The sequence below is a fragment of the Methanothermobacter crinale genome, from assembly GCF_055397825.1.
The window spans coordinates 1,058,166-1,070,782 of the sequence record NZ_AP042450.1; the positions used below are offsets into that span (position 1 = coordinate 1,058,166).

12 protein-coding genes are annotated in these 12,617 nt (G+C 41.0%); 4 read left to right on the forward strand and 8 right to left on the reverse strand.

All coding sequences use genetic code 11. The annotated features are described in order from the left end of the window. Positions 1 to 23: 23 nt before the first annotated feature. Entirely contained in the window at positions 24 to 194 is a 171-nt protein-coding gene (locus tag ACZ5XX_RS06170) for a pseudomurein-binding repeat-containing protein (protein ID WP_464583540.1), read from the forward strand. Here ACZ5XX_RS06170 and ACZ5XX_RS06175 read toward each other — a convergent pair. The 6 genes from ACZ5XX_RS06175 to ACZ5XX_RS06200 form a co-directional block, all read right to left on the reverse strand. Further along, a complete protein-coding gene (locus tag ACZ5XX_RS06175; protein WP_464583542.1) occupies positions 184 to 780 on the reverse strand; it encodes a molybdenum cofactor guanylyltransferase in 597 nt (198 codons plus the stop codon). The two genes, ACZ5XX_RS06170 and ACZ5XX_RS06175, sit on opposite strands and share 11 nt — an antisense overlap. Beyond that, positions 780 to 2,258, reverse strand: a complete 1,479-nt coding sequence (gene guaB, locus ACZ5XX_RS06180) for an IMP dehydrogenase (RefSeq protein WP_464583544.1) — start codon at positions 2,256 to 2,258, stop codon at positions 780 to 782. The genes ACZ5XX_RS06175 and guaB overlap by 1 nt, the downstream gene beginning before the upstream one ends. Before the next feature lie 9 nt (positions 2,259 to 2,267). Beyond that, positions 2,268 to 2,981 (reverse strand): (5-formylfuran-3-yl)methyl phosphate synthase, encoded by a 714-nt coding sequence (locus ACZ5XX_RS06185; RefSeq protein ID WP_464586273.1) that lies wholly within the window; start codon positions 2,979 to 2,981, stop codon positions 2,268 to 2,270. 283 nt (positions 2,982 to 3,264) lie between these two features. Then, positions 3,265 to 4,458 carry an LUD domain-containing protein gene (locus tag ACZ5XX_RS06190; RefSeq protein ID WP_464586275.1) on the reverse strand — a complete coding sequence of 398 codons (1,194 nt, stop codon included), beginning with the start codon at positions 4,456 to 4,458 and terminating at the stop codon, positions 3,265 to 3,267. Further along, complete coding sequence (locus tag ACZ5XX_RS06195) at positions 4,440 to 5,138, reverse strand: (Fe-S)-binding protein (RefSeq protein WP_464583546.1); 699 nt, start codon at positions 5,136 to 5,138, stop codon at positions 4,440 to 4,442. Before ACZ5XX_RS06195 ends, ACZ5XX_RS06190 begins: the two co-directional genes overlap by 19 nt. 667 nt (positions 5,139 to 5,805) lie before the next feature. Next, positions 5,806 to 7,422, reverse strand: coding sequence for a pseudomurein-binding repeat-containing protein (locus ACZ5XX_RS06200; protein ID WP_464583548.1), 1,617 nt, complete (start codon positions 7,420 to 7,422; stop codon positions 5,806 to 5,808). 627 nt (positions 7,423 to 8,049) lie between these two features. Here ACZ5XX_RS06200 and ACZ5XX_RS06205 point away from each other — a divergent pair. Beyond that, a complete protein-coding gene (locus tag ACZ5XX_RS06205; protein ID WP_464583550.1) occupies positions 8,050 to 8,745 on the forward strand; it encodes a glycosyltransferase family 2 protein in 696 nt (231 codons plus the stop codon). A 30-nt stretch (positions 8,746 to 8,775) separates the two neighbouring features. After that, a complete protein-coding gene (locus ACZ5XX_RS06210; RefSeq protein ID WP_464583552.1) occupies positions 8,776 to 9,768 on the forward strand; it encodes a UPF0104 family protein in 993 nt (330 codons plus the stop codon). Between the two features lie 63 nt (positions 9,769 to 9,831). Here ACZ5XX_RS06210 and ACZ5XX_RS06215 read toward each other — a convergent pair whose 3' ends face one another. Both ACZ5XX_RS06215 and ACZ5XX_RS06220 read right to left on the reverse strand, forming a co-directional pair. Next, on the reverse strand, positions 9,832 to 10,761 hold the full coding sequence (locus ACZ5XX_RS06215; RefSeq protein ID WP_464583554.1) for an SDR family oxidoreductase: 930 nt from the start codon (positions 10,759 to 10,761) through the stop codon (positions 9,832 to 9,834). 11 nt (positions 10,762 to 10,772) lie between these two features. After that, positions 10,773 to 12,110 (reverse strand): DUF1616 domain-containing protein, encoded by a 1,338-nt coding sequence (locus ACZ5XX_RS06220; RefSeq protein WP_464583556.1) that lies wholly within the window; start codon positions 12,108 to 12,110, stop codon positions 10,773 to 10,775. Between the two features lie 191 nt (positions 12,111 to 12,301). Between ACZ5XX_RS06220 and ehaA the strand changes: the two genes are divergently transcribed. Next, the gene (ehaA, locus tag ACZ5XX_RS06225; protein WP_464583558.1) at positions 12,302 to 12,589 is read left to right on the forward strand and encodes an energy-converting NiFe hydrogenase A subunit EhaA; all 288 of its coding nucleotides are present in this window, start codon (positions 12,302 to 12,304) and stop codon (positions 12,587 to 12,589) included. The last annotated feature ends 28 nt before the right edge of the window (positions 12,590 to 12,617 follow it).

The following is a 12,617-nucleotide window of genomic DNA, read 5'->3' on the forward strand; positions in this document are numbered from 1 at the left end:
TAACGCTAGAGCAATATCGAGAGATGGTTAATGAGATATTAGAGTTCAAAAACCAGACTGGGATGCTCCCTGAATACGCCGTTGTTGATGGTAAAAAGATCAGAAAGGAACAGTATTTTGACATGATAGAACGAGTGAACAAGTTCATACTCGAAATGGGGCGTAATCCACGGACCGTTGATATTAAATCTTAAGATCTTCTGGTCTATTAACATTCTTAAAGCTTTCAAGGGACGGGTCCAATTCCTCCACAAGCACTAACCTAGGCTTGATAATCTTAGCTAAACTGCTAACTCTCCTCTCATCCTCTAAAAGGAGTTTACGGATTCTTCCAGCCACCCGCTGATTGTATATCCCATGTAAAGGTTCTAGTCTACCATCCCCCCATACTGGTATTATCCCATCATATTCCTCCAAATTCATCTTAATGCAATTTTCTATAAACTCTCTTGTTATAAATGGCGAATCACAGGGCAAAACAAGTGCATATTCCGATTTTATATTTAAGAGTCCGGTTAATAGGCCGCCTAGTGGTCCTTTTCCTTTTATTATATCTGTGAAAATTTTCACATTCTCGTCTTTAAGTAATCTTAAGTATTGTTTTTTTTGTTGCTCATCCCTTAATATGATGAGTATCTCATCAAAATATGGTTTGATTTTATCAAGGATCCTAGCTATGAGGGGTTTGCCATCTAAGATGATCAAACCCTTGTCTGTTCCCATGCGTTTACTATGGCCTCCGCAGAGTATTATGGCTGACAGGATACTGTTGTCCTCCATTACATTGTGGGATAATTTGGACTTTCATTGGTTATTAGGAGGTCGTGTGGGTGGCTTTCTTTTATCCCGCTGGATGTTATCTTAACAAGTTTAGCCTTCCTTTGCATGTCTTTGATTGTCTTGGCTCCGCAATAGCCCATTGATGCTTTAAGGCCCCCGACTAATTGGAATATGACTTCGCTTACAGTGCCCCTGTAAGGTACGACGCCTTCAACTCCCTCTGGGACTATCTTGGTATGTTTCATATGGCTTTGCGGTTCTTGGAAGTACCGGTCTGTACCGGCGCCTATACCACCTGTCATAGCCCCTAAAGATCCCATTCCACGATATTGTTTATATTTGCGCCCATTCATGATGACAACATCACCGGGGGACTCATACGTGCCGGCTAGTAAGTTTCCGAGCATCACAGCATCCGCGCCTACTGCTATGGCCTTTGCTATGTCCCCTGAATAGCGTATACCCCCATCTGCTATTACGGGGATGTCATATTCACTTGCCACATCTGCAACTTCTGCTATGGCGGTGAGTTGTGGTACTCCCACCCCAGCGATTATCCTAGTGGTGCACATTGAACCTGGACCGATACCTACTTTTATACCATCCACTTCTTGGGCTATCAGGTCTTCTGCGGCTTTTGCTGTTGCTATGTTGCCGACGATTAAGTCTGCGTCGATATTCTTTTTCATGATCTTTGCGTATTTTACGAGGTTGAGATTATGTGCGTGTGCACTGTCAATGGCTATGATATCTGCACCTGCCTTGTCAAGGGCTTCAGCCCTTTCAAGGTCGAATGGTCCTGTGGCCGCTCCTACGATGAATCTTCCGTTCTCGTCCCTTGAAGCGTTGGGGAATCTTTTACGTTCGAGTATGTCTTTTATGGTGAGTATTCCTACGAGTTCACCCTCTTTCACGACTGGTAGTCTTTCTATCTTGTTTTCATAGGCTATGTCAAGGGCTTCGGCTGGTGTTACTGATTCATCTACTGTTACAACCTCTTTTGTCATTACCTCTTCTACTTTTTTCTCGGCTTCTGAATTGATTATGGGTTCTATGTCTCTTCTGCTTATGATGCCAAGGATTTTACCATTGTCTACAACTGGGAGTCCGCTTATCCCTTCTCTTTCCATTATTTCATGGGCTTCTCTTAGTGATGCGTCTGGATTTATTGTTATAACATCTCTTATTGTAAGATCCCCTGACCTTTTAACCTTCTTCACCTGCTCTACTTGGTCTTTGATGCTCATATTCCTGTGTATTATGCCAAGACCGCCTTCTTGTGCCATGGCTATTGCCATTTCAGACTCTGTGACAGTGTCCATCGCAGAACTTATAATAGGGACATTTATCTCATGATTCTTTGATACTCTACTCTTTATTATAACATCTTTAGGTTCTACTAGTGATGCTTGGGGTACTAACAAGAAATCGTCGAATGTGTAGGCGGTTTCGGCTTCCTTTAATTTCCTAGAGTACATTAAAAACACCTAAATAACCTCTATTAACCTCTTAAGTTCTGTAACTGCACTCCTGTGTATTGTGCCAGTGTTACGATCCCCTCCAACGCATGCAGCCCCCCTTACACCGACTATGTCACATCCAATCTCGTCCAGTGACCTTAATTGTTCTTTTTTAATGGAACCTGCCAGAGCAGCCTTTAATCCCAGGTCATGTGCTTCTCGCACAAAGTCCTGAAGTTCCCCAACACCCAAGAAATCGAATAATGTTTCACCATCCTTTACAGCAGTATCTAACATTGCAACATCGGCTCCGGACTCATAGGCCACCTTGGGGATTTCCATCGGATCTACTGAGCCCACCCTGTGGGCATCGGCATATCCAGCCGCGACCACAAAAGCTTCCTTTTTCTCGCCTTTTATTGTCCTTACAACATTTTCCATCACGTCAACTGCCTCTTTAAAATTCTTCGTCCCATAAAGACCAACTTTTATATAATCTGCTCCGGCTGTAAGGGCACCTAGTGCAGCTAGTGAAACAGTCCCTGGCTTATATGGGACGTCACCTAGTGTGGCGCTTACAAGCATGTTATCAGGTGTTATCCTCCTTATTTCCCTTATAATCCAAGGAAAACTGGCTCCAAGAGATCCCTCCCTCGGATTTTTCACATCTATTATGTCTGCACCACCTTTAATGGCCTCTATAGCCTCCTTTGTGTTGATTGGACTTACCAGTAGAAGCAATTCATGAACCTCCCTCATGAGAATGAAGATGATATTTTTTATTTTATCAGAAAAACATCCTTTTTATCTTTTTCGGCACGAAGTCCACTTCGAAGTAGGGGGGATGAAAGTAGGAAAAACTCGAGTATTTCTAGGATGTTCCCCACATGGAAACTTCAAAAATGGAATTCTGGGGACAACCCACATGTCAAGGAACTCTTGGGGCTGTTAGGGTCGTGAACCTTCTCAAAATGGTGAATGAAGTTGGATGGCATGAAGTCTTAGCTGGGGTCGGAAGTCCCCATTATCTGAATGGTGTCCCAGTTTCTTTAATGTTTCTTTTTATATTCTCATGGGCATCTAACTTGTAACCTGCCCTTTGCACTTTACACCTCACCTCTTCTATTATATCTGCTATGGGGACCTCAAGGGGACATTTTGTGGTACATCGGCTGCAGAGTGTGCACATATATATTCCAGCATCGAAACTTGCCCTTTCACCTTCTATGAAATTTGTGAATGCCACGCCTCTACCACCAAGGTAACCTTTGTAGCCGAAATCATATCCCACGACGTTATAAATTGGGCAGGATGTTATACAAGTTCCACAGCCTATACACCATAGACATTCTGGTGGGGCTTTCCTTCTACCGTTATCAAGGGCTATCGCAACAACCCTACTGGCACCATACATGTTCTTTAGGAGTATTTTCTGGATGTCAGCTGTCTTAGACGGACCCGAAACCACACCTATATATGATGGAACCCTCGAACCGGTAGCATAGACTGTTTCGAGCTTGGCCACTGAAATAGCATCTTCTAATGTACTTACTAGTTTGTCGATGCCGAATACGACAATATGAGTGTCTTTAAGTGATAGTAGGCCTATGTTACCCTCATTATGGACCATTACAATTGAACCGTCATATGCTGCCACTGCATTAGCCCCTGTAATCCCCACATTAACATCTTCGAGTTTCCTGAGAACATCTGATTTTATGGTATTCATTATATCCTCTGGGTTTGCATCGACTTTCACTTTAAGTTTCTCATTTATTGTATCAGCTATTTCTTCCATGTTGAAGTGTAGGGCGGGGGCTGTTGGATGTATTGGTTTATCATTTGTTAGTTGGATTATCCTATCACCTAGGTCTGTCTCTATAACTTCTAGGCCTTTTTTTTCAAGGAATTTTACTAGGTTTATCTCGGTGAGTGTATTGGATTTGGACTTTGCAATTGTCTTCTCATCCTTAACAATATCATAGATGATATTATTTGCTTCCTCCCCAGTTTCTGCAATATAAAATTCTATATCATTATCCTCAAAGGATTCTCCCACCCTTTGGAGTAACTTTTCAAGGTTTTTAATGGAAGTTTCCCTTATATTCTTCACAGTTTCTTTTAATTCTCTTATCATGGGATCTTCTATTATTTCCACTCTTCTCTCAGCCAATACTTTGAAGGATTCCCTAAGGTTTTTCAGTTGATTTTCGTGGATCTTGGCACCCCCATGAGGTTAGCTATGATCTCTGAAATGTCCATCACTTTTATTCTATGAGATTTTAAGTTGTATTTACAAAATGGGCAAGTGGTGCATAGTATATCCGCCCCGGTATTAAGGGCTTGCTTTATCCTCTCCTGGGCTACCTTCTCTGCAATGTGTGGATATGCTGATTTCACACCACCTCCAGCCCCGCAACATTGCGCATTCATATGATGATCTTCCATCTCCACGAGGGTTCCAATAGCTTCTAGGACCTTCCGTGGAGCATCATATTCTCCACAATGCCTTCCAAGGTGGCAGGGGTCATGATATGTAACTTTTAAATCTCCTTTAATTTGGATTTCACCCGCCTCTAATAATTGATAGAACAAGTGGGAACTATGGATAACATCTACCTTAACATTAAATAGGCGGGGATAATCTATTTTAAATGTCCTGTAGCAGCCAGCACATGATACAAGCAACCTAGAATCAGAGAATAAGTTCAGATTTTCATTTATCTTCTCCTTAGCATCTTCACGGAAGCCTGTGCGGAGCAGCACCGAACCGCAACATTCTTCATCCTCAAGGATACTATAAGAGACCCCTGCATGATCCAGAATTTGCCTTGTGGCCCTGACTATTTCAGGGACTCTTTCCCTACCCATACAACCCCTAAAATATATAAGATCCAACTTTCATTCCCCTCCATATTATCACAAGAAAAAAATCGCAGCCCCCACACACCGTGGGGAGTGTCTCCCAGACTCAGATCACATCTTTCAACTTTTTTCAGCCTTCCCTCATCCCCCAATGGGGATAATAAATGCAGATAGTATATCATGTCACCTTAAAGACTGAAGAATTTTTTCACACCTTATCTGGAATTGTACCAGTGGACTATCCCCCCCACTTGACCGGGAAATCTCCAGCCTCATGGAGAGGACTTGCCCCTTTGGGGTGATTGTGGGAATTCTCTCTGCAAGCGTTAGATGTGGGGGCCGTTCACAGCCCCATATCTTGGGATATGTTTGTATTCTCATAATATATAAAATATTCCCCATTATTGTATCCGTTAGGGTTTAGCAGAGACGTTAAAAATTATATTTATTGCTTGTTGTTACATGGAATCTGAAAAAAGGGCGCGAAGACTCTCTCTTTCATAATAAGGGGGTCTTATAGACTCCTTTATTCCAAACTGGAAGGATAAGCATGAATTTAAACTCTTTGTTTTTCGGCATCCTGGGAGCCCCCAAGGGGAGGGGGTACTGTTTCACATTCCAGAAGCATTCTTTTGGGGGGAGAAAAAGAAATAAATGGGGAGGGTTTTTTTGTCCCTCCCCTCCACGAATATGGTGGCCTTTAAAATGGTAGGCTTGCGTAGGTTCCTAGTATTGTCCCGGTTGCTGTGTTCCAATTGTTTATTACACCTAAACTGTTCCTAGTGCTTGTTGCATCTGCATTGTACCATGTACCCCCAATGTGAATTTGTGCCCAGACATGTCCATAGGTTCCGCTGGAGAATGTGCAGATTCCATGCATGTAGCGTGCTGGAAGGCTGGCTGCCCTTGCAAGTGCCACGACAAGATGTGCATGGTCACAACAATTACCAGTCCTGTATTTTAGGGTTCCAACAGCACCATACCTCGTATTATAATAGAAACTGTAGCTTATATTATCCCTGACCCATTCAAAGACGGCTTTGGCCTTATCCCATTCACTTGTAAGACCAGCAGTTAACTGAGCCGCCAATTTCTGAATACTAGGATCATTCACCTGACAATTCGCAGTAGCCACAAGATACTGGCTGAGTCCGTTATTTGTATCCTGTTTTTGGTTGTATACCATTTTTATTGTTACTATTTTAGGTAACCTGTTATTTTCCTTGTAGAAGGTGAGTATCCGGCTCATAGCATAGACAAGGTTGGGGTAGGATACTCTGCCAATACTTGTTCTGGCATAATTTGGTGATCTCCCGTTGGCTTCGATGAAACCTGCGATAGTTTCCGCGACTTGGAGATATTCTGTGAGTTTAAGCTCGCCTGTAGCGGTACCTGTAGGTTTCGGCGCCTCATCAGCCCCTATTAAGTTGATGGGTGTGTTTTTCCCGTTATTTATTTTGGTTATGCTTTTAGTCATGAGGTATAGGAATTGGCTTGGGTTTATTTTTTGATTTGCCACCTGCACATATGTGGGTAGGCGCTGATTTTGTTCTATGAAACTTTTAAGTGAAACCGCAGCATTTAGGATAGCATTGATAGTTACTGAATTGTCATTGGCAGCACTTCCTGAGGTGCTGCCTGGATTGTTATTGTCTATAACGTATGTGCCTATGTTATTGAGTTTTTCAAGGCTTATGTAATTGGGTAGGCGTTGATTTGTTACTTTAAAATTGATGGCTTTTGTGAATAGCCATACGAGAGATTCGAATCTGATTTTAATGTCATGGTAGGTCGCATAGGAGGGTGCTCTATTTTTCGATTCTATGAAATCGTACACCCTATTTGCAAGTTCAAGGTAGTCATTTAATTCTATCGAACCGGTCAGTGTATTCCCAGTGGAGTTTTTGGGTAGTTCCACGTTCTTTATGATGGTATCCCCACCTGTTAGGGATGCTGTGAGGAGGTATAAATATTCTGGCATGTTAACCTGTGAATTTTTGATACTCACATACTTTGGGAGTCTTCCGTCCTCTTGGATGAACTTGTTAACACGGACCGCCGCATCCTCGATATCCGCGGGTTCCACGGTCTTCACATCCCCTTCATTATATGCTGCTTTTTGGATTGTTTCATTAGGGGTTTTTCCCATGATGGTGGGGGTCTCGTTGATGTTCTCTTCGTTTAATGGTCTAGTGTTATCTTGTAGTTCAAAGTTTGTGGTTGTGTTTTCTTGGGCGTAACTGGTACCTACTGTAGCCAGTACTATGCATAGCATGCATAGTACTGTTATACCAGTCGAAATATTATCGCCTCCCACATCACAGGCACTTTAACCTGTGACAAATAAAGATATAAGTTAAAGCTTTTATATAAATATTTTTATTTAATTTTCCGGGAGAGAGAATAATTTAGCCATATTATGTTAATTGAGGAACCATTTTATCCTTTTTAATGATCTTGGCGGGGAAATCCCCATTTGGGGAGTGAGAGCCAAAGTAGTAATCCGGGGAGTACGAGTTTAAAAGCCGGGAAAACCATCCGAAGAACTATAAAAGTGTATAGGCATTTACGGTTCCTCGTGTCCATGGAGAAAAAGCCTCCGCAGTACTGCTGCGGTGTATTTTGTTTGTAACAGGAAACAGTTCACAAGAGTATTGCATAGAGCTTCCCACATTAATTTATGCACCTCAAAAATGTTGCTACTTGAGCGCTGCCACGAAAGTAGGGTGTACAACGAGACTTTTATATGATTCAAGTAACAAAGAAAACATGATTATGAGCGCGAAACTGTGGGCAGTCTCAGAAGCTTCCATGCAAGAGGGGGGAGACCCCCCCTAACAGGCTTCACGAATCAAAAAATTTAGGGATCTCCCCCATGCATTTGGCATAAAGTATTATGCTGTAGGAGGGGATTTTACAATCAACCCTTTTTATCGTGGATACTATGAAGATAGTTATAATAATACCAGCATATAATGAAGAGGCGAAGATAGGAGAAGTTGTGAAGGAGGCCGTTAAATATGGAGATGTTATAGTTGTAGATGACGGATCTACAGATAGTACGAGCACACTAGCCGAAAAAGCCGGCGCAGCAGTTATAAAACATGGGGAGAATAAAGGTAAGGGCGCGGCTGTTAAAACAGGGGTTAGGGCAATAATCAACAATGGATATGATGTTATAGTTTTGATGGATGGTGATGGACAACATGACCCCCAGTATATAGAATCTTTAGCATCCCGGATTAATGGGGCCCAGATAGTTATAGGCTCTCGTTTTATGGATGATATCAGTAGGATGCCATTGCATAGACGATTTTCTAATAGGATAACAACTTATCTCCTAGATTATTTGACAGGTTATCAGTTAACTGACAGCCAAAGCGGTTTCAAAGCCATTAGCGCAGATCAAGCACAATTATTACTTAAAATACCATATGATGATTATATTTATGAATCAGAGCTTATACGCGTGGCAGCGGCGCACGGACTTATAATAGATGAAGTTCCAATAGGCTGCCATTATGACATGGAAAAATCATACATAGGACTATCAGATCTCCTGAGGTATATAATATTCATAACGCGAGCATTATCCCATAAGATTATAGAGAAGATAAGAATGCGTTTGAACAATCTATAAAGGTATTAATTTTTTGGAGAGGTTATAATCATGAAAAAACTCTATGTCTTCATTCTCAGCCTCATACTCCTCTTGATCCTTATAGGATGGGTAGGCCCTTCCAATGTGATATACGCTTTTTTGGGGGTGCGATGGCTTATCATTATCTTAGCTATAATTGTCCATTTTATCATAGTATTTATAAGATCCCTTAGATGGGGTTTTATAATTGATAAAAAGAGATCCTATGTTGATAATTTTATCGTGAAAACTATAGGACTCTTCGCGGGCAATCTTAGTCCAATGAGAAGTGCTGGGGAAATTATAAATGCCTTAGCTGGTAAGAAGATAAATAAAATCCCCATCTCACGTGGATTATCAGCCGGGCTTACTGAAAGATTTTTCGACCTTGGAATAGCAGGGAGTCTTCTCATAATCGCGGCCTTGTTCATCCCCATGATAAGATGGATAGCTTTAATTGGAGGTTCTATTTCGATCCTTTTAACAGCCCTAATCTATTTGGTTAATTGGAAGGAAGGCATAGGTATAAGATTATATGATAGGATCCATAGGATCCTGGAAAGGTCCCCAATAGCCGAGAAAACCCTTGATAATATCTATGATAAGATAACAGTGACTATAATCAATATTATTGAGCATACTAAGTCCTATTCAAGCAGGAGCGACGTCCTCATAATCTTCTCGTTATCATTACTCTCATGGTTAATGGAATGTATCAGATTGTATCTAGTTTTTTTGGCCTTTGGGGTTCATACGAGCTTTTTTGTGATTGTTATCATATTTCTCCTAGCAAATTTTATAGGGGTGATCTCAATGCTCCCCGGGGGTCTTGGTTCAATTGAGATCTCCCTAACAACACTTTTCATATTATTCCAGATACCAGCCAATGTAGCGGGGAGCATAGCACTCATGGACCGTATAATATCATTTTGGATGATTAATTTCCTCGGCCTGATATTCTCAGGATACTATGCTGGGGAAATACTAGAGGATATCAAGTCAACCCTTGATATCAAAGGTTAGTATGGCTGTTCATAGGCTTTGCTGATAGTTTGTTTACAAATTCTTCCCAATCCTTAAAAGTCTTTATCTTCTCTTGTACCATTCTATTGTCTTTTCAAGTCCGCTTTTGAGCTTCGTAATCTTTTTGAATCCGAGGGATTTCAAGAGGCTTACATCCGCCTTGGAGTCTGTTATGTCACCTGGTCTCGGATCATGGTGGATGGGTTTGATGTCAACCTCAAGGATATCCTCTATCACTTCTAGTAATTTGTTTATTGTGATGCTCTTACCAGTGGCTATGTTGACTGGGCCTGTGAATTTTGATTCTGCAAGTAGTATGTTGGCTTCCACCACATCCTCTACATAGATGAAGTCTCGGGTTTGGTTGCCGTCTCCATAGATTATCGGTTTTTTTCCTGATAGTATGGCGTTTATGAACCGTGGTATGACAGCAGCATATTCTAATCTCGGGTTTTGACGGGGTCCGAACACGTTGAAGTATCTTAATGATACGGTTTCAAGCCCGTAACATTGGGTGTAAACGTTACAATATGATTCTGCCGAAACCTTAGAAGCAGCGTATGGTGAAAGGGGCTTAAGGGTCTCGTTTTCATTTAATGGCTTGTTTGGGTTGTCCCCATAGACGGCAGATGTGGATGCGTTTAATACTTTTGTAATGTTACATTTTTTCGCGGCTTGGAGGACCTTGAGGGTGCCTGTGGCGTTTATTTCATGACATTTTATTGGATTTTTTACACTTTCTTCCACGCTTGCAAGGGCTGCTTGGTGGAATATGTAATCTTTTCCTTTGAAGATTTTTTCAAGGTCCAATTTTGTGATATTGCCTTTTATGATTTTGAGGTTTTCATGGTCTTTCATGGTTAAATTGTTGATTGAGCCTGTGGAACAGTCATCTATAACCGTGACCATGTTACCATCTTTTAGTAATCTGTCTGTAAGGTGTGAACCGATAAATCCGAGACCTCCGGTGACTATGACGTTTTTATCCTTCACAATTCTCACTCCTATTCCTTGACGTTTATGGAAAGGTTAAGGGACCTGTAAACTCTTTTTTCATCCGGCAAACGGTATAGTAAGAATTGGAGTTTTTGGTTGTCCCCGACTTCTGTTGGGGTGAATTTGAAACGTTTCTCCCATTTTTCACCGTTTTTTAATGTTATTGTGATATTATCTATGATGTTTTCACCTATCTTAACGATTATCCTATAGTTTGTGGTTTGGTATTCATGATTTATGACTCCTATAATTACTTCCCCGGTTTCGCCCAGTTTTAGGTTGGTTGGATAATCGTATGCTTTCCCTGTGGGTCCAAGGATGTAAAATTCTGTGAATTTTTCCGGGACTGGGTTTAATATGATGTTAATTGTTGATCCTATCATCGAAACGAGTATGATGAGCAATATGAGTGATATTATCTGGTTCTTGTTCAAGCGCGTATTTTTGATGGACTTGATGGGGTTCCAATAAAATCTTTCAGCCAGTTTAATCCTTGATCGTATCATAAAGGATGTTATTATTAGGGGAAGAGAAAGTCTGCAGGATATCTCTGTAAGGGCAGAATTTGAAGGTTTTTTTAAGATTAAGCTGATGATGGTGCTTATGATTATACTCGCTGCGAAACTTAGGAATAATCTCTCATAGGAGTTTATGGTGCCCTTTTTTGGGGCTAGGATTGTTAAGAGCAGATAACCCGGGATCAGTGCTATCATGAATATTCCAATGGGCCATTTGATCGGTGAGATCATTGTTATTATCGTGAATATAAAAATTAGTATGAGATCTGTATAAGATCCTAGTTTTAACTCTTCTTTTCTCTCCTCAACTTTGAAATATTCTTCTGGGGGGAATACCTTTTCAAGCTCATCCCCAGCTGATAATCTTTGATGTCGTTTTATAGCTATCTTAGCAGCTTCTGATGGGCTTATGATATTCTTTTCATCCACAGTCTCTTTCAGAGATCTTCTGATAATCTTCTGCCTCCTAACTCTCCTAACATATGCTAGTATCCCAGCCACGAGCGATATCATGGCTGACAGCCTTAAGATTCCTTGATTATCCAGTGGCAGATAATCGAATGCTATGATCATCAACAAACTCGTGGGAACGCTTAAAATAAGCCTCCAAAATAGTCTTTTCTCCTGGAAAGTAGGGGAGAAAAATGATATTATAGAATATCCCAGTACTATGAAGATGTTAAATCCTATAATCAAACTTCTGAGAATCCCAAGCCTATATGGGAATTGTAGAAATACTAAAAGTAAGATGGCTGAGAAAACGACAATGAGAAGATCCTTTGATGAATGATGTAATCTCAGAATTTCTTCACGGCTATCATGTCCCATGATCAACTCCTCCCTTGACTAAAGGATGTGAAAATATTGCCAATAGTATGCTCTGATGAAACTAATCTTTCACATCTACTATTCTCCTTTTTGATCATAATTGGGTATATGCCTTTAAGACATTTATTTTTTTGAAGGAAGGTACCCATTATGGGAAAAATTTTATATATTTTGAATTTTCATCTTTTAATATGATCCTCTTTAGTTACCTTATCGCGATAGTATCGGCTATTATTGTAGCTTTATTCCTTGGAATTCCAATTGTGGCTGAAAGGCCATGGAGGCGTTCATGGACCTTAACGGTAATATTCCCAACACCCATAATCGCAGCTGGCCTTCTGGCAGCATCCCTAAAATTGGGATTTAAAGGATTCTATAATACTTTGGATCTAGCCCTCGTCACGGGGATAATATCAGCTTTTCTGGTAAAGTATATCCTAGAGAGAATTTTCCCCAAACCCCCATTCCATCCAGGATAGAATGTTCTGTGATAGGATGTGATCCCAG